The organism is Phyllobacterium sp. P30BS-XVII (genome assembly GCF_014138335.1).
GTDB lineage: Bacteria > Pseudomonadota > Alphaproteobacteria > Rhizobiales > Rhizobiaceae > Phyllobacterium > Phyllobacterium meliloti.
In genome coordinates this window covers 277794-296102 of record NZ_JACGXO010000002.1, presented here as the reverse complement: position 1 = coordinate 296102, position 18309 = coordinate 277794, and the positions used below count along the sequence as shown (strand labels likewise).

Genomic DNA, 18309 nt, shown 5'->3' with positions numbered 1-18309 from the left:
CTCTGAAATACAGTTCGGAGTGCGATCATGAACGTTTCCCGCTTGTCGGCCTTTCTGCTCGTCATGCTTGTGCTGACAGGCTGTGGTGGTCGCGCCGTGCTTGGCCTTACCTCCCAGAATATCGTCAAGGCCAATGCTGCCGTGCCCTCACCGGTGCTGAACGATAAAACGGGTCCGAAAGCGGTCATCCCGATTTTCGTTGCAACAAGCCGCGAGCGGTCGGACAATCTCTCCCTGCCCTATTCATCGAAACGCTCCGTATCGCTCAATTTTGCCCGTGTTGATGTGGGCATTCCGCCCAATCACAAAAGCGGCGAAGTGGAAAAGAGCAGCAGCAAGCCCAATCCGGCCCGCGATTTTGCCGCAACCGCCTTCCAGCCCTATGGTGACAAACGCGTCTTCGTTGACAAGATCAATGCGGAATTGGCCAAGCGCCCGGCGGGCCAGCGCGAACTCTTTGTCTTCGTCCATGGCTACAACAACAATTTTGCCGACAGTGTTTTCCGTCAGGCACAGTTTGCCTATGATTATGGCCTTCCCGCTGTAGCGGTCCAATATTCATGGCCGTCGGCAGGCTCGCTCGGTCTCTATGTCTACGATCGCGACAGCGCCACCTATGGCCGCGATGGTCTGGCTGAACTTCTGCAACTTGCCGCATCGACCAAAGCGACAAAAATCCTGCTGGTCGGTCACTCCATGGGCTCGTTCGTGGTTATGGAAGCCCTGACAAAACTGGCGCAAACCGGTCATCGCGATGTTTTCAAACGCTTTTCGGGTGTGATGCTGGCCGCACCAGATATCGATATCGACGTGTTCAAGAGCCAGGTCGCCGATATAGGCACGCTGCCCAAGCCCTTTACCGTTCTCGTGTCCCGCGCTGACACGGCGCTCAATTTCTCCGGCCGCATTACCGGCGGGCACCCGCGCGTGGGCGATGGCAGCAGCATTGCCGTGTTGCAGAAACTTGGCATTGTCGTCCTTGACGCGTCGGATCTGGATGGCGGTTCGCATGGTGTGTTTGCCAGCTCCCCAACACTGATGAACATGGTGCGGAGCGGACAGCTGTCCCAGAAAGTGCTGGATGGTGACGAAACGCCTGCCGGACAGTCCGTTCTGGCTGACGGAACCTCTGTCATAACCGGTGCTGCATCCCTTGTGATCTATCTGCCAGCACGCCTTCTGGGTGCCGTACAATAGGCGGCAGGCAAAAAGACACGTAATCAACAATCCGCGATATAAATTTTTATCGCGGATAGCCGTTTACGTCATGATTTCGCTGTATTTTTTCGAAGAATCCCCTCATATATCAATTCTCTCATTTTCTGAAAGTTCATTCCGTGGATCAGCATATCGAGCTTGTGGGTAGCCTCGCTGCCTTGATCACCACCCTGTGCTGGGTTCCGCAGATCATCAAGATCGTACGGTACCGGGAGACTGGCAGTATTTCGCTGGTCACCAATGTATCCTTGGCGCTTGGTGTTCTGCTTTGGCTGTTCTACGGTGTCATGATCAGTTCATGGCCGGTTATCGCCGCGAACGGTGCTACGCTTCTGCTCATTCTGACCATTCTTGGACTGAAACTGCGCTACGGTTGATCGGGTTTTCGAGCCTGCAACTTGGAATATTCCAGCCTCACCCCTGACATTCTTCCTGACAACCTTATGTCAGTAGCCTGTCGCTTCGGGTGACTTTTACAGAGTTGGCTCTTTCCATTTCGCCGGACTCCCACCATATTCAACCCATGGTTAAATCTCCTGACAAATATAACGCAGATGGTTTCGGCGAAGCGCCGCAGTCTGAACTGGAAGGCACACCGCTTTCCGGCTCGATCAGCGATTGGGCCAAACAGATTTCCGAGGAAACCGCTAAGGCAATGTCCAAGCCGGTAAAGCCGAAGAAGACGGCTGCCAAGGAAAACAGCAGTTCCAGAACATCGCGCGGCACATCCATCGGTGGATCGAGTGATCCCAAGACACGCGCCGCCGCCGGGTTGAACCCGGTCGCAGGGCTCGATATCGCGCTTGAGGATGTGGGTAGTCTGCCGGCTGGTGGAGCAACAGCAACGGTCGCCGCCCTGTCGGCATTGATCGAAAGCGGCAATCCGCTGTTCAAGAACGGGGCAGCGTGGCAACCGCACCGCCCTGCCCGCCCATCCAAATCCGAAGGCGGTATCGCCATTCAGATGGAAACGGATTTCCAGCCATCAGGTGATCAGCCAACGGCTATTCGCGATCTTGTCTCCGGCATTGCCGATGAAGACAAGACACAGGTGTTGCTTGGCGTCACCGGTTCGGGCAAGACCTTCACCATGGCCAAGGTTATCGAGGAAACCCAGCGCCCGGCGCTGATCCTTGCGCCGAATAAAACACTCGCGGCGCAGCTTTACGGCGAGTTCAAATCCTTCTTCCCCAACAATGCGGTCGAATATTTCGTTTCCTACTACGATTATTACCAGCCGGAAGCCTATGTACCGCGCTCAGACACATTCATCGAAAAGGAATCGTCGATCAACGAACAGATCGACCGGATGCGCCACTCCGCCACCCGTTCGCTGCTGGAACGCGATGATGTGATCATCGTTGCCTCCGTATCCTGCATTTATGGTATCGGATCGGTCGAAACCTACACGGCCATGACCTTCGAAATGAAGATCGGCGACCGGCTTGACCAGCGCGCCCTGCTCGCCGATCTGGTGGCGCAGCAATATAAGCGCCGCGACATGGATTTCACCCGCGGTTCGTTCCGGGTGCGCGGCGATACGATTGAACTGTTCCCCGCCCACCTTGAGGACAGGGCATGGCGTATTTCCATGTTTGGCGACGAGATTGAGACAATCACCGAATTCGACCCGCTGACTGGCCAGAAGACCGGCGATCTCAGCCAGGTGAAGATTTACGCGAATTCGCACTATGTGACACCGCGCCCGACGCTCAATCAGGCCATCAAATCAATCAAGGAAGAGCTGAAGCATCGTCTCGTCGAGTTGAACGAAGCTGGCCGTTTGCTGGAAGCGCAGCGGCTGGAACAGCGCTGCACCTTCGATCTCGAGATGCTTGAGGCGACGGGTTCCTGCGCTGGCATCGAGAACTATTCGCGTTATCTGACCGGCCGCAAACCCGGCGAGCCGCCGCCCACGCTTTTCGAATATATTCCGGATAATGCGCTTGTCTTCATCGATGAAAGCCATGTGACCGTTCCGCAGATTGGCGCCATGTACAAGGGCGACTTCAGGCGCAAGGCAACGCTGGCCGAATATGGCTTCCGCTTGCCCTCATGTCTGGACAACCGTCCGCTGCGTTTTGAGGAATGGGACGCCATGCGTCCGCAAACCGTTGCCGTTTCCGCCACCCCAAGCAACTGGGAAATGGAAGAGGCTGGCGGTGTGTTTGCCGAACAGGTTATTCGCCCGACCGGTCTGATTGATCCGCCTGTTGAAGTGCGTCCGGCGAAGTCACAGGTCGATGATGTTCTCGGTGAAATCCGCGATACTTCGGCAAAAGGTTATCGCACGCTGGTGACCGTTCTGACCAAGCGCATGGCGGAAGACCTGACGGAATATCTGCACGAACAGGGTATTCGCGTGCGCTACATGCACTCCGATATCGATACACTCGAACGTATCGAGATCCTGCGCGATCTCAGACTGGGTGCATTTGACGTTCTCGTTGGTATCAACCTGCTGCGTGAAGGTCTGGATATTCCCGAGTGCGGGTTCGTTGCCATTCTCGATGCGGACAAGGAAGGATTCCTGCGGTCGGAAACGTCACTGATCCAGACCATTGGCCGTGCCGCGCGTAACGTCGACGGCAAGGTTGTCCTTTACGCCGATCACATCACCGGTTCGATGGAACGGGCCATGGCGGAAACCAGCCGCCGCCGCGAAAAGCAGGAGGCCTATAACACCGAACACGGGATTACACCCGCCAGCATCAAGAAGAATATCGGTGATATTCTCAACAGTGTGTACGAGCGCGATCACGTTCGTGCGGATATTTCCGGCTTTACCGATTCCGGCGCGATGATGGGGAACAACCTCAAATCGCACCTCGAACATCTGGAAAAGCAGATGCGTGTGGCCGCCGACGATCTCGACTTCGAAGTGGCGGCAAGACTGCGCGACGAAATCAAGCGTCTGCGCGAAACGGAACTCGCCATTTCAGACGATCCGATGGCGCGCGAGGTGGAACTGGAAAGTCCGGTTTCCGGCCGCACCAAAGGCAGGCATAATGCCGGACGAGCCATGCACCGTGTGGTTACGGATGAGAACAGCGATCCGAACTCGCCACTGTTCCGCAAACCGCATCTGGATGAAATGGGTGGCGATTCCACCCGGCCTCTGGGCGGTGGACAGTTCCGCAAGAACACGCTGGATGAGATGACCGTAGGCCGGACAGAGAAACCTGTTCGTGGTGCCGTACCGGAAAAGCCCGCACTTCCCGGCGCCACCAACCGGAATGACGACGCCATTATCAGGCGTGAGCGCAGCGGTATCGGCTCCTATGAAGATGCCAATGACGCGCGCAAAAAACGCCGACCGGGCAAAACAGGGCGTCCGGGGCGGTAATTTTGGGCTTATGAGGGTGTGTTGCACCACTTATCGCGCGTGGTTCGACAGGCTCACCATGAGGGAGAGTGAGGGTTGCAAGATAATCGCCAGCATTGCGGAACATCGCAACGGTTGCAGAACTTGATTCCCTGCAACCCTCACTCTCCCTCATGGTGAGCCCGTCGAACCACGTGGTAGGGTTATGCAATCCTTTGAACCATCGACACAGATGTCATTGATATCCCCTTCAACAGGCGATATCCCACACCCTATTCAGTATCTCTCCCGAAGGCTGCCTCACCAATCCTGTTGATTTCTTTGGCGAATTCCGGATCGTCCACCGCGTGGGACAGAACGACTGTTCCCACCAGTCCGGCCATAACAGCAATGGCTTTCTCCCGTTGCTTGGCTTTTGTATTCCCGGTCACGGCGTTGATCAGAATATCGAGCAGCGCCTTTGTTCCCTCGGTAAAGCGCGAGCGCACAGGGCCACCACGGCGGGCAATATCCGGCGCGAGAGCCGCCATCATGCAACTGCTCATTTTGCCCTCGCCATGCGCATCTCCGGTCAAATAGGACTTGGCGATTGCAGCAAGCGCATTATCCGGAGCGCCCTCGGAAAGGCTCATCCATTTGCGGACTGACAGCGCCATGGCCGCTTCGCAGGCCTCCGCAATCAGATCATCCTTTGAATCAAAATGGCCATAGAAGCCACCATGCGTAAGCCCGGCGCTTTTCATGACATCGGCAACGCCGATTCCATCAAAGCCCTTCTCCCGAAACTGCTGCCCGGCGATCTGTACAATACGGGCGCGATTCTGAGCTGCCTGATCCCTGCTGACACGCATGAAACATTCCTTCAAAAAAACTGCATTGACAATTTATATGATGGTCGTCATCAATAGTCAATAATGATGACCGTCATTTAAATCAATTGTCTATAATCGCCCATCGGGGAAACGAACATGATTTCTTCACCACTTGCCGCGACCCTCGCCCGACGCAATGTCCATTATGGTTGGGTTGTTGTCGCCGTCACCTTTCTCACCATGCTCGTTACCGCGGCAGCTGTTGGCGCGCCCGGCGTACTCATCGTACCGCTGGAAAAAGAGTTCGGCTGGACCACGGAACAGATCGCGACGGCCTTTTCCATTCGTCTGCTGCTGTTCGGCCTGATGGGTCCGTTCGCTGCCGCTTTCATGAACTATTTCGGTGTGCGCAAGGTTGTCTGCGTGGCGCTCGCGCTTATTGCCGGTGGCTCGTTTCTATCGCTGGGCATGACGCAGATTTGGCAGCTTATCCTGTTATGGGGCGTTGTGATCGGCTTCGGTACTGGCTTGACCGCCATGGTGCTCGGCGCAACTGTCGCCACGCGCTGGTTTACGGAACGGCGCGGATTGGTGCTTGGCATGCTGACCGCAAGCTCGGCGACCGGCCAGTTGGCCTTCATGCCACTCATGGCGTCCATCAGTGAAAATTACGGCTGGCGTGCCGCCACCATGATGGTCTGCGCCCTGCTCGCCGTTGCCGCTGTTGCGGTATTTCTGCTGATGCGCGACCGTCCAGCCGATGTGGGCTTGCCAGCCTATGGCGAAAAAGAAGTCACGAAGACTGCTCCGATAACGGGCGGACTTCTCTCACTCATCATCATGCCGCTTGTCACACTGAAAGAAATCTCCCGCAGCAGCACGTTCTGGGTCCTGTTCGCCACGTTCTATATCTGCGGTGCGAGCACCAACGGCCTGATCCAGACACATTTCGTCGCGCTTTGCGGTGATTACGGCCTCGCCGCAGTGACAGCGGCCAGCGTGCTTGCCATGATGGGCTTCTTCGATTTCTTCGGCACAATCGGTTCCGGCTGGCTGTCCGACCGGGTCGATAATCGCTGGTTGCTGTTCTGGTACTACGGCCTGCGCGGTGCCTCGCTGCTCTTTTTGCCCTACAGCAACTTCTCCATCTACGGCCTCACGCTGTTCGCCATGTTCTATGGATTGGACTGGATCGCCACCGTACCGCCAACCGTCAAACTGGCAACGGATCGTTTTGGCCGCGAAAAGGCCGGTATGGTATTCGGCTGGGTCTTTGCCGGCCATCAGCTTGGAGCCGCATCGGCTGCCTATGGTGGCGGTTTCGCCCGGACGGAATATGCAAGCTACCTGCCTGCATTCTTCACCGCCGGTATTCTCTGCTTCATCGCAGCCTTGCTCGCCCTGACCATCAAGAAAAGCAGCAAGAGCGACGTTGTCGGTGAACCAGCCGTCGCCCATTAAATGATGACGTAACCATATAAAGATACCTTTATGTGTTATTGACAGTCTGCGGACACACGCCTACCATGCCTTCATCGTGGTTCTCTGCGCCTTCCGGGGCGCAGAGCTAAGAGGGAATACGGTGCGATCTCTTCCCGAGATCTAATCCGGAGCTGCCCCCGCAACTGTAAGCGGCGAGCTGTTGTCAATTTCGTGTCACTGATCCGCACATGGATCGGGAAGGCCTGACAAGAGCACTGACCCGTGAGCCAGGAGACCTGCCTCGATAGATAACGTCCACGGGCGGGGTGTCCGGTGTGTCGCTTGCAAGCGGGCATTGCGATGCCCGTATTTCCTGCATGCGTGCGCCTGGCCTTTGCCCTCAACCAATCGGGGTAAAGAACTATGTCTATCACCATAAGCAATCTGGGTTTCCCTCGGATCGGCAAACGGCGCGAGCTGAAATTCGCGCTGGAAAATTTCTGGTCAGGCAAATCCCATATCGTCACTCTGCAGGATATCGCTGTGGGCCTGCGTCAGGAAAACTGGGCTTTGCAGAAGGCCCATGGCCTCAACCACATACCGAGCAATGATTTCTCACTCTATGACCATGTGCTGGATACCAGCGTCATGGTTGGCGCGATCCCGCAAAACTATGAATGGAAGGGCGGTCCTGCAGCCCCTGAAACCTACTTCGCCATGGCGCGGGGCAGTCAGGGCTCGCAAGATCACGAAGGTTGCGCCCATCACGGCGTAGCGGCGCAGGAGATGACCAAGTGGTTTGATACCAATTATCATTTCATGGTGCCTGAACTGACGCGCGGTCAGGAATTCACCCTTGGTTCCAACAAGCCCGTTGATGAGTACCGCGAAGCCAGCGAGCAGGGCTTTGATACACGTCCGGTTATTCTTGGACCTGTCACCTTCCTCAAACTCGCCAAGAGCAAGGATGACCGCCTCGATCCACTGTCACTATTGCCGGGCCTCCTGCCCGTTTACACGGAAATTCTGCGCCGCCTTTCCGCCAATGGGGCGCAATGGGTGCAGATCGATGAACCTGCGCTGGTGCTTGATCTTGATGAAAGCACACAGACCGCATTCCGCGTGGCCTATGCGTTCTTTGCCCGCGCCCTGCCCCGGCTGAAACTGCTGCTGACGCCCTATTTTGGCGCCCTCGGTGACAATCTCGATCTGGCTTTGGGGCTGCCTGTTGCTGGCCTGCATCTTGATCTTTGCCGTGCGCCCGAGCAACTCAACAGGGTGGTGGCTCAGGCTCCGGCTGGTCTTGTCCTGTCGCTTGGTGTTATCGATGGCCGCAATGTCTGGCGTGCGGATCTTGAAGCCATCCTCCGGCGCATCGAACCCGTGATCACCCAGCGCGGAACAGATCACCTCATTCTGGCACCATCCTGTTCGCTGCTGCACACCCCTGTCGATCTCGAACTCGAAACGGATATCGACCCTGATTTCAAAAGCTGGCTGGCCTTTGCCACCCAGAAACTTGAAGAATTGTCGATCCTTGGCAAAGCAATCAACACGGGCAAAGACAGCGTGCGAGACGAACTGGCGGCCGCCAGCCGTGCTATCGAAACACGCCACACCTCGACCAAAATTCATGACGAAGCGGTAAAACAGCGTCTGCGAGCGGTGACAACGGAGCAGGCACAACGTCAGAGCCCCTATCCTGCCCGGCGTGAAAAGCAGAAATCGCTTGGCTTGCCCGACTTTCCGACAACCACTATCGGCTCCTTTCCCCAGACGGATGGAGTACGCAAAGCGCGGGCGGAACATGGCAAGGGTGCGCTGACCGCCAATGCTTATGCCGCACTGCTGCGCAAGGAAACCGAAACCTCCATTCGCTGGCAGGAGGAAATCGGCATTGATGTGCTTGTCCATGGTGAGTTTGAGCGCAACGACATGGTGCAGTATTTCGGCGAACAGCTCTCGGGCTTTGCCTTCACCAAACATGGCTGGGTGCAAAGCTATGGCTCGCGTTACGTTCGCCCGCCGATCATTTTCGGCGATGTCAGCCGCCCGAAAGCCATGACCGTTGAATGGTCATCCTTTGCCCAGTCCCTCACAAACAAGCCTATGAAGGGCATGCTGACCGGTCCCGTAACCATGATGCAATGGTCTTTCGTGCGCGATGATCTTTCGCGTGATCAGGTCTGCCGCCAGATCGGGCTGGCACTGCGTGACGAGGTGAGCGATCTGGAAAAAGCTGGAATCAAGATCATCCAGATCGATGAGCCAGCCATTCGCGAAGGTCTGCCGATCCGCCGAGCTGATTGGGCTGCCTATCTCGACTGGGCCATCGAGTGCTTCCGCCTCTCCGCTTCGGGCGTGCGCGACGAGACCCAGATTCACACCCATATGTGCTACTCGGAGTTTAACGATATTATCGACTCCATCGCGGCCATGGATGCGGATGTGATCTCCATCGAGACATCGCGATCGAAAATGGAATTGCTCGATGCTTTCGTGACCTACCATTACCCGAACGAAATCGGACCCGGTGTTTACGACATCCATTCACCGCGCATTCCACCTGTCGATGAAATGGCTGGTCTTCTGCGTAAGGCCAAAAGAAATCTTGCCCCGGACCAGATCTGGGTCAACCCGGATTGCGGCCTCAAAACCCGCAAATGGGAAGACGTGAAGCCAGCCCTCGTCAACATGGTCGAGGCAGCAAAGCTTTTGCGGCTAGAGCAGTAAGCCGCTATTGAGCGACACGCGCGCGGCGACCGGCAGCTTTTGCCCGGTTGCCGCATGCCTCCATACTGCACCAGCGGCGGGTGTGGTTCTTGCTGGTGTCATAGAACATGATGCAGCAGCGCTCATTGCTGCATTTGCGGACATTTGTGCCTTCGGTGGCAACGAACCGGGCAAAATCACTGGCGATATCAGCCAGAACGCGCTCGGGCCCTTCGGTGACTGGCCTGGCGCGGGTCGCCCATCCGCTGCCTGAATTTTCCAGAACTGTCGCAACAGGATGATCCGCCATACGCCGGTTGATATCGGCGATGAAAGCAGGATTAAGCGCGGTGCCCGCCGCAAGATCGTTTGCCGCCGCGCGCAGCTGTTCCCGAAACAATCGTGTTTCGGTCAATGCCCTGTCAAAGCCATGCGTCGCACGTTCATCAGCCGGAATATCCGCCGCCCTTGCCCATTGCAAAAAGGCATCGCCGCCGCCGATGAGATCAACAAGCTCACCGTCAATGATCTGTGTATTGACGAAATCCAGCCAGAGGGCATTGCCCAGAAAAATGAACGACATCGCATTTCCTTTCGCTTCTCAAAGTAACCATCAAAATTCAATTTGACAAGTTACCTTGATGTGAGTAACCATCAAAACATAATTTAGACGGTGCAACGCACCACCCAACAGGAGCAAGAACGATGTCACAGTCGAACGAACACGCACGCCCGGTGATCAGCTACCGCACACAGGAGGTCGATGGTCTCAATATTTTCTACCGGGAGGCAGGGCCAAAGGATGCGCCAACGCTGCTGCTGCTGCATGGATTCCCTACATCGTCCCATATGTTCCGTGACCTCATTCCATTGCTTGCCGACCGCTATCATGTGGTTGCGCCTGATTATCCGGGTTCCGGCCACAGCGATGCGCCGTCAAACAAGGAATTCGCCTATACATTCGATCATCTGGCCGACATCATCGACGCGTTCACGCAGAAGCTTGGCCTGAAGCGCTATGCAATCTACTCGCAGGACTTTGGAGGCCCCGTCGGCTTCCGTTTGGCTACACGCCATCCGGAACGCGTAACCGCGATTTTCGTCCAGAACGCCGTGGCGCATGAGGAAGGTCTGTCTGAAGGCTTCAACACCGCCCGGCGCCTCTGGGCCAATCGCAACACGGAAACTGAAGCCGCCATGCGCAGCCACCTGACGATAGGTGACACAAAGGGCCAATATCTCTTCGGTGCAAAAGACCCGGCAAGAATCAACCCCGATGCCTGGATGCATGCGCAAGATGGCCTTGATCGTCCGGGCATTGCAGATGCGCAGATCGATCTGCTCTATGATTACCAATCAAATCTCAAGCAGTATCCACATTTTCAGGCCTATTTCCGTGAGCATCAGCCACCCATGCTGATCACCTGGGGCAAGCATGATCCATTCTTTGCCGTCGCGGGGGCCAAGGCTTTTGCCGAACAATTGCCCAAGGCTGAACTGCATATTTTCGATGGCGGGCATTTTTTGCTGGAAGATCATGCAGAGGAAGTTTCCGCTCTGATGCGGGAATTTCTTGAGCGCACGTTAGCCTGATTACAAAGCTATAGTTCGTGGTTCGTGGTTCGTGGTTCGTGGTTCGTGGTTCGTGGTTCGACAAGCTCACCATGAGGGAGAGGGGTGATGCAACGCTAATCGCGAATGTAACGGTACAAAGGTTGCAGTATTTAACTCCCTGCAACCCACCCCTCTCCCTCATGGTGAGCCTGTCGAACCACGGGCTATATGCAAATGCAAAGCCCATTTCTTACCACGCGACACAAAACCATCTGTGGGTTTCCAGCGGGAAGCGACATATCGCTCGCGCAGGAGCGAAAAGGAATGCTAAGGAGTTCCGCGCGGTTTATCACGCGCGGAATCACCACCGGTCTGGAGAAGCAATGAAGGTCGATATCGACATGGGAGCGGCGCCCGCAGGCGCAAAAGCCATGCTCGATCTGGAAGAGCTTCTGGCCACGCGCCTTTTGGTGCAGGGTAACTCCGGCTCGGGTAAATCCCATCTTCTGCGCCGCCTACTCGAACAGAGCGCCCAATGGGTGCAGCAATGCGTGATTGATCCGGAAGGCGATTTCGTCACGCTCGCTGATAAATATGGTCACGTCGTTGTTGATGGTGCGCGCACCGAGAACGAACTCACCCGTATTGCCGCCCGTATCCGCCAGCATCGGGTTTCCGTGGTGCTCGATCTTGAAGGCCTAGATGTCGAACAGCAGATGCGTTGCGCAGCCGCCTTCCTCGGCGGCCTGTTCGATGCGGAACGCGACTATTGGTATCCGATGCTTGTCGTCGTCGATGAAGCCCAGCTTTTCGCCCCGGCTGTTGCCGGTGAAGTCTCCGACGAAGCACGCAAGCTTTCGCTCGGCGCCATGACCAATTTGATGTGCCGTGGCCGCAAGCGCGGACTTGCCGGTGTCATCGCCACGCAGCGTCTGGCAAAGCTTGCCAAGAATGTGGCTGCAGAAGCCTCCAACTTCCTGATGGGTCGTACCTTCCTCGATATCGATATGGCCCGCGCTTCTGACCTTCTCGGCATGGAACGGCGGCAGGCCGAACAATTCCGCGATCTGGCGCGCGGACACTTTGTGGCACTTGGCCCTGCTCTCTCGCGCCGCCCGCTGCCGGTCACGATTGGAGCGGTCGAGACATCTGCCCGCTCATCCAGCCCGAAGCTGACACCCTTGCCGCAACAGGCGGATGATGCGCATGATCTGATTTTCACCCCGGCACCTGAAGAACGCCGCCCGGTTGTAAGGCGCACGCCTCCACCGCCGCAGCCAACACCGACGGCTGACATTCTGGCGCAACTGAGCCAAGCCAAAGCAATGGCCGAAGCGGAAGCACCGGCTATGACACTTTTCCCGGAGATCGATCAGGCCGAGCGCAACGGATTGATTGATGGCGTCATGCAGGAAATGCTTGGCGATCCCGATGCGGGGTTCCGCACCGACGCGGTTCTCTATCAGGATTTTCTCGTACGCTGCCGCATTCGCCGGGTACCGGGCGAAGCGCTTTCCCTGCCTGCTTTCCGCCGCAAGCTTGCCGTGGCCCGCGCCGGTATCGATGGCGAGACGGCCCAGAGCGAACCATGGCAGCAGGCGCTGGAGCTATCCAAAAGTCTGCCGGATGATGTACAGGGCGTCTTCTTTATCGTGGCGCAGGCAGCGGTCACAGGAAATCCCTGCCCATCCGATGCAACGTTAGCGCGTGCTTACGGAACACACTCGGCGCGACGCGCCCGACGACTGCTGACCTATTTCGAAGAACAGGGACTGGTCGTTGTCCGTACCGATTTCGCCGGTAATCGCGTTGTAGCCTTTCCGGATCTTGGCTGCGAGACGCTGGCGGGCGACCCGAACGGTCCTGATGACGGCGCGCAGGAACAGCACGCCGCCGAATAGCAATAGCTAGGCGATTTCAGCAAGCAGAGGTGCGAGCGCACCCAGATTCTCGATTTCCCGGAAACGCGGCTCGGCAACCGGCGCATCCACATGTTCAAGTACCCATGTCAGTCCATGCGGAACGTAGACGCCCCAGCCACCCGCTTGAATGGCCGGAACCACATCGGATTTCAGCGAATTGCCGATCATCATGCTGCGTTCAGGGCCGTCGCCATGGCGGTTGAAAATCCGCTCATAGGTGGCCCGGTCCTTGTTGCTGACAATTTCAACCGCATCGAAGAAATCGCCAAGACCTGACTGCGCCAGCTTGCGCTCCTGATCAAAAAGATCGCCCTTGGTGATCAGCACCAGCCGGTAGCGATCCGCCAGTTGTTCCAATGTGTCCTGCACATGCGGCAGGGTTTCAATGGGATGACGCAACATTTCGCGTCCTGCTGCCAAAATCTCATTGAGGACCGATGAGGGAATCTTGCCATCGGTCACTTCCAAGGCTGTTTCGAGCAGCGAAAGCGTGAACCCCTTGATGCCAAAACCATAGAGATCGAGATTGCGCCGCTCGACTTCCAGAAGCCGGTCCGACAGGTCGGTCGCATCCGTATGTGGTGCCAGCAACGCTTCAAAATGCTTTTCCGACAAGCGGAAGAACTGTTCGTTTTCCCAGAGTGTATCATCCGCGTCGAAACCGATGGTGGTGAGGGAGGACATTTTCAAACTCTCATGCTGACATCGTATGGCGATCTGTGTAGCGCGCAGTTGAGGTAAAATCCATCCATCCTCAACCCGCGCCTTGTTTCGCCACAAATCAAATCCCACCTGCGGCTGACAGCAAGCCGGAGCACCGATCTATTGACCAAAGCCAAACCGCCGAAACGCGCGCTCTTTATCGTCAATCCCAATGCACGCAGCGGCAGAAAGCCGATTGATCCCATCCGCAAAACATTGGAAGCGGGCGGGCTGACGCTTGTCGATACCGCGCCGGAAAAGGACGAATCCATCTCCGATGTAATCCGCCGCATGAAAGATCAATGCGATCTCGTAATCATTGGCGGCGGTGACGGCACCCTGAATTCTGCCGCTTCAGGTCTTGTTGAGACCGGCCTGCCGCTCGGCGTCCTGCCGCTTGGTACTGCCAATGATTTTGCCCGGACAATCGGTCTACCACCCCTGCCCTTGAAGGCGGCAGAGCTGATCCTCGCCGCAAAACCGCGTCCTATCGATCTGGGCGAGGTCAATGGCAACCTGTTTTTCAACGTCGCCAGCATCGGCTTCAGCGCGGAACTTGCAGCAGAACTGACTGAAAAGGCCAAGAAACGCTGGGGCAAGCTCGGCTATGCCATTGTCGCCGCCCGCCTTCTCGCCCGCTCACGCCTGTTCACAGCCTATGTCGAGCATGATGGTTCGGTCGAGACGATCAGGACGATGCAGGTCTCAGTCGGCAATGGCCGTCACTATGGCGGCGGCATGACGGTGGAAGAAACCGCAACCGCCGATGATGGGCGGCTCGACTTCTATAGTCTCGAAGTCGATCACTGGTGGCGGTTGCTCGGCCTGCTACCCAGCCTGCGCAAGGGCACCCATGGGCGATGGGACGATGTTCGCGCCTTCCAGACAACGGAAGTCACCATCAAGACCAGCAAACCGCGCGCCGTGAACACCGATGGCGACCTGACCACATGGACACCCGCGCATTTCCGCATCCGCGAAAAGGCAATCACGGTTTTTGCGCCGGAAACCCCTCCTAAGAACGCCGCATAGCGAACAAACAGGCAAGCCAGACTTTCGTCGGCAATTTCTCTGTGCTTTATGCTGAAGAGCATCACGAATGGGGAATGAGGGCTGGGTGAACTGGTTATATAAGATCGCTCTGGTTGCATCATTCACCATGCTGACCGCATCATCCGTGCGGGCGGCCGATAACCCTTCCGTATCTGTGCCGGTTCAGCCGCCCGCCCCGACCGTCAGCCAGATTTGTGCTGCCATCGCAACGCAGGCCGATGGCCATGGTGTGCCGCGCGACTTCTTTGCAAGGCTGATCTGGAAGGAAAGCCGCTTTGACGATCAGGCCTTGAGCCCTGTCGGTGCGCAGGGCATTGCCCAGTTCATGCCGGGCACGGCCAAGGAGCGGCAATTGGACAATCCATTCGATTTTGCTCAGGCACTCCCTGCCTCCGCGGCGCTCCTGAAGGATTTACGCAAAACCTTCGGCAATTGGGGATTGGCCGCCGCCGCCTATAATGCCGGACCAACCCGCGTATCGAAATGGCTATCGAGCGGAGGGTTCCTCCCGCTGGAAACTGAAGACTATGTCCTTGATATTACTGGACGTCCGGCCGACGACTTTGCCGCTGGCGCTGAGATTGGCGCAGCGCCGCTCAATGCAAAACTGGATTTCGATGTTGCCTGCCGGCAATTACCGATCGTACGGTCTGCCACAGTCTCCATGGCACAGATCAAACCAAAACCCTGGGGCATCCAGATTGCCGGTAACTTCCGCCGCTCCGCTGCGGTGAACCAGATGGAGCGGCTTCGCCGGGCTTTCCCAGCCATTTTAAACGTGCATGAGCCCGTTATCAGCCGTTACCGTACGCCCATGGGCAGGCGTGGCATCTACGCGGTGCGCATTGGCGCCGATACTCGCGGCGAAGCCAATACGATCTGCGCCCAGCTGCACGGAGCCGGTGGCGCATGTATTGTTTTGCGCAATCGTTAGGATTGAGCCGTAAATATTTGACCATTTGGACAGTTTTACTCTTATTCCCGCCTCCACAACCTCAAATTGCAATGTCTGTCACAACCAATACACCGGTAGCAGGCAACAATTTTCTACGACCAAGTATGTCAGCTGCACAGCTGTTCGATATAGTCGCCTAAACGTTGGAAAAACTTTTGCTTGCCAAAAAACACTTATTCTAGCAGTCTCAAAGCGTTCGGGCATCTGCGAACACTGGAAGACTGGAAGAACGGCGCGCCGGAACCGCAAGAATACCGGGTCGGGAGAAATCCCGGCAATGATCGGCTCCTTTCCTGAATTCGAGACTTGCCTGCATGACTTACGCCGAATGTATTTTGCAAAAGGCGACACTACCAATCCCGCAGACCCGGAGGGGAACGCGGTAGTAAGGAAAAGGAACGGAGCATGGCACAGACCGGTACGGTCAAATTCTTCAACAGTGAAAAAGGCTTTGGCTTTATCAAACCGGATGACGGCGCGGCGGACATTTTCGTCCATATCTCCGCGGTACAGGCATCCGGCCTCACAGGTCTCGCAGACAATCAGAAGGTTTCCTTCGATACCGAGCCTGACCGTCGTGGCAAAGGCCCAAAGGCCGTTAACATCACGGTTTCGGAATAGTTTGAGCGGCGCAAGCCGTTTTGGAGCCCCCGGCTAAAATCGGGGGTTTTCCTTGAGAGTGCATACCCAACCGGTCGCGGCGATGGCTGCGCTTCCGCAACGGGAATAGATTTTGCGTGGCTTTGCCCCGAAATTACCCGCTTTCCACCCCCTCCAAATATGTTCTGCCATTGATTTGCTGATATTGTCGTGTGTTGTGCCCTGAATGAAGGGAACGAAACTGCGCGGTTTCCGTTCAGCTTGCATTCATTCAGGAGCGTTTAAAACACACATCACGGCTGGCGCCCCCACGAAAGTCCAGCCCAACATGATCAGGCGGTTCGAAAAGTTTCGCCAGGGATGCTTCAAAGGAGGCACAGATGTTTAAGAGTATGAAAATTGCCATTCTTGCAACAGCGGCTTTTGCAACGATTGCTGTTCCGCTTGCTTCGTCAGCATCGGCTGATGACTGGGGCTGGCGTGATCGCGGCTACTACCGCCATCATCGTGGCCACCGTGGCGGCGACGCCCTTGCTGCCGGTGCAATCGGCTTGGCAGCCGGTGCGCTGATCGGCGGTGCATTGGCCCAGCCACGCGAACCCGATGTTGTCTATCGCGATTATGATGATCGTCCTGTCTATCGCGCCGCACCGGTTCGCGTTTATCGCGAAGTCCGCCCGGCCTATTATGGCAGCGCGCAGCCATGGTCACAGTCATGGTATCGTTATTGCGCCGACCGTTACCGTTCCTTCAATCCGGAAACCGGCACATTCCGCGGCTATGATGGACGCGACTATTTCTGCAACGCCAACTGATCTCCAGTCAGTGCGACATGCAAAAGGCCGCCGGATTGTTCCGGCGGCCTTTTGTTATGTCAGAAATGGATTGGTGCGGCGCTCTTCGCCAAACCGGCCGCCGGGCCCATGCCCGCAAATAAAGCCAATATCGTCACCAAGCGGAAAAAGCTTGTTCTTGATGGAGCTGATCAGTGTCTCATGGTCGCCGCCGGGCAAATCCGTCCGCCCCACCGAGCCATTGAACAACACATCACCCACATGGGCGAACTTGGCAGCGCGGTTGTAAAAAACCACATGCCCCGGCGCATGTCCCGGACAGTGCAGCACTTCAAAGATATGCGAGCCAAACGAAACCGTGTCGCCATCCTCAAGCCAGCGATCCGGCGTGCAATTGCGCACATCGCCCTGAAGACCATATTGCAGGGCCTTGGCTTCCATCGAGTCGAGCAGAAACTTGTCCGCTTTATGCGGGCCAATAATATCGACACCGAGCGCCTCTTTCATGTCCATGGCGCCAGCTGCGTGATCCACATGGCCATGAGTAATCCAGATCGCATCAATGGTGATGCCGTTGGAACGGATAGCGTCGAGCACCTGTTGATTGTCGCCGCCCGGATCAATCAGGACGCCATGTTTGTCGTCACTGTCAAAAAGAATGGTGCAGTTCTGTTGAAAAGCCGTAACGGGGATAATACCGGCCTGCAATTGTCCCATTATACCTAGGTCCTATGCTCATACCGTCTCGTCAGGCACAAGACTCGTCAAAGCGTCAGCTCAAATGAAAAGGGCGGCCGATAGACCGCCCTTGAAAATCAGTTGCGTCCTGTCCTGATCAGGATTTTGCCAGCGATGTTTTGATGGCGCCGACAATTGCCGTAAGGATAAGACCGCCAACACCGCCACCGGCAACATTGCTGATGATCGAGCCGAGATCAAGCCCCGACGACGCTACTGCGTCTGTTACAGCCGCGGCACCACCGGCGCCAAGGTATTGCGTCAAGTAGCCACCCACCAGTCCACCAACGCCACCAGCGATTGTATTGCCAGTCGGGCCAAGTGTCAGGTTTTTGAGAATGCCGCCGACAATATTACCGCCGACCGCACCTGAGATAAGTTGGATGATAAGAGGAAGAAGCGCACCCATAATTGACACCCCGTCAACGTTTCGCGCCAGACTCATGCCTGACAACTGGCATGTTGACTAAGTTTTAGGCAATGTCAAACCAGTTGATACCTC

General features: G+C 56.4%; 16 protein-coding genes and 1 riboswitch. Of the genes, 11 read left to right on the top strand and 5 right to left on the bottom strand.

All coding sequences use genetic code 11. From position 1 onward, the window contains the following. Positions 1-27: 27 nt before the first annotated feature. From FHW17_RS07365 to uvrB, 3 genes are all read left to right on the top strand, one after another. Positions 28-1197, top strand: a complete 1170-nt coding sequence (locus FHW17_RS07365) for an alpha/beta fold hydrolase (RefSeq protein ID WP_091877979.1) — start codon at positions 28-30, stop codon at positions 1195-1197. Positions 1198-1337: 140 nt separating this feature from the next. Then, positions 1338-1595: a SemiSWEET transporter gene (locus FHW17_RS07360; RefSeq protein ID WP_091877980.1), complete on the top strand. Its 258-nt coding sequence runs from the start codon at positions 1338-1340 to the stop codon at positions 1593-1595. A gap of 146 nt (positions 1596-1741) precedes the next feature. After that, positions 1742-4564: an excinuclease ABC subunit UvrB gene (uvrB, locus tag FHW17_RS07355; protein WP_182509512.1), complete on the top strand. Its 2823-nt coding sequence runs from the start codon at positions 1742-1744 to the stop codon at positions 4562-4564. A gap of 251 nt (positions 4565-4815) precedes the next feature. Here the strand turns inward: uvrB and FHW17_RS07350 are convergent, their stop codons facing one another. Beyond that, positions 4816-5394 (bottom strand): TetR/AcrR family transcriptional regulator, encoded by a 579-nt coding sequence (locus tag FHW17_RS07350; RefSeq protein WP_182509511.1) that lies wholly within the window; start codon positions 5392-5394, stop codon positions 4816-4818. 117 nt (positions 5395-5511) lie between these two features. Here FHW17_RS07350 and FHW17_RS07345 point away from each other — a divergent pair, with 117 nt between their 5' ends. Together FHW17_RS07345 and metE are read left to right on the top strand one after the other, a co-directional pair. Further along, positions 5512-6816: an MFS transporter gene (locus tag FHW17_RS07345; RefSeq protein WP_112525764.1), complete on the top strand. Its 1305-nt coding sequence runs from the start codon at positions 5512-5514 to the stop codon at positions 6814-6816. 60 nt (positions 6817-6876) lie between these two features. Then, a riboswitch (cobalamin riboswitch) is annotated at positions 6877-7096 on the top strand. A gap of 104 nt (positions 7097-7200) precedes the next feature. Further along, the gene (gene metE / locus FHW17_RS07340) at positions 7201-9510 is read left to right on the top strand and encodes a 5-methyltetrahydropteroyltriglutamate--homocysteine S-methyltransferase (RefSeq protein ID WP_182509510.1); all 2310 of its coding nucleotides are present in this window, start codon (positions 7201-7203) and stop codon (positions 9508-9510) included. Between the two features lie 4 nt (positions 9511-9514). Here metE and FHW17_RS07335 read toward each other — a convergent pair whose 3' ends face one another. Continuing rightward, the gene (locus tag FHW17_RS07335) at positions 9515-10072 is read right to left on the bottom strand and encodes a CGNR zinc finger domain-containing protein (RefSeq protein ID WP_182509509.1); all 558 of its coding nucleotides are present in this window, start codon (positions 10070-10072) and stop codon (positions 9515-9517) included. Between the two features lie 122 nt (positions 10073-10194). On the opposite strand from FHW17_RS07335, the gene FHW17_RS07330 reads away from it, so the two are divergent. After that, the gene (locus FHW17_RS07330) at positions 10195-11082 is read left to right on the top strand and encodes an alpha/beta hydrolase (protein ID WP_113097327.1); all 888 of its coding nucleotides are present in this window, start codon (positions 10195-10197) and stop codon (positions 11080-11082) included. Between the two features lie 344 nt (positions 11083-11426). Then, positions 11427-12944 carry an ATP-binding protein gene (locus tag FHW17_RS07325; protein ID WP_091877986.1) on the top strand — a complete coding sequence of 506 codons (1518 nt, stop codon included), beginning with the start codon at positions 11427-11429 and terminating at the stop codon, positions 12942-12944. Positions 12945-12950: 6 nt separating this feature from the next. Here the strand turns inward: FHW17_RS07325 and FHW17_RS07320 are convergent, their stop codons facing one another. Then, positions 12951-13649, bottom strand: coding sequence for an HAD family hydrolase (locus FHW17_RS07320; RefSeq protein ID WP_112525772.1), 699 nt, complete (start codon positions 13647-13649; stop codon positions 12951-12953). A gap of 141 nt (positions 13650-13790) precedes the next feature. On the opposite strand from FHW17_RS07320, the gene FHW17_RS07315 reads away from it, so the two are divergent. From FHW17_RS07315 to FHW17_RS07300, 4 genes are all read left to right on the top strand, one after another. Next, positions 13791-14699, top strand: coding sequence for a lipid kinase (locus FHW17_RS07315; protein WP_182509508.1), 909 nt, complete (start codon positions 13791-13793; stop codon positions 14697-14699). 85 nt (positions 14700-14784) lie between these two features. Beyond that, positions 14785-15654, top strand: coding sequence for a lytic transglycosylase domain-containing protein (locus FHW17_RS07310; protein WP_348643710.1), 870 nt, complete (start codon positions 14785-14787; stop codon positions 15652-15654). Between the two features lie 426 nt (positions 15655-16080). Beyond that, on the top strand, positions 16081-16296 hold the full coding sequence (locus FHW17_RS07305) for a cold-shock protein (protein ID WP_091877989.1): 216 nt from the start codon (positions 16081-16083) through the stop codon (positions 16294-16296). A gap of 359 nt (positions 16297-16655) precedes the next feature. Then, positions 16656-17090, top strand: coding sequence for a BA14K family protein (locus tag FHW17_RS07300; RefSeq protein WP_112525778.1), 435 nt, complete (start codon positions 16656-16658; stop codon positions 17088-17090). Between the two features lie 54 nt (positions 17091-17144). Here the strand turns inward: FHW17_RS07300 and FHW17_RS07295 are convergent, their stop codons facing one another. Further along, positions 17145-17786 (bottom strand): MBL fold metallo-hydrolase, encoded by a 642-nt coding sequence (locus tag FHW17_RS07295; RefSeq protein ID WP_113097528.1) that lies wholly within the window; start codon positions 17784-17786, stop codon positions 17145-17147. Positions 17787-17904: 118 nt separating this feature from the next. After that, the gene (locus FHW17_RS07290; protein WP_091877992.1) at positions 17905-18216 is read right to left on the bottom strand and encodes a hypothetical protein; all 312 of its coding nucleotides are present in this window, start codon (positions 18214-18216) and stop codon (positions 17905-17907) included. Positions 18217-18309: the final 93 nt, after the last annotated feature.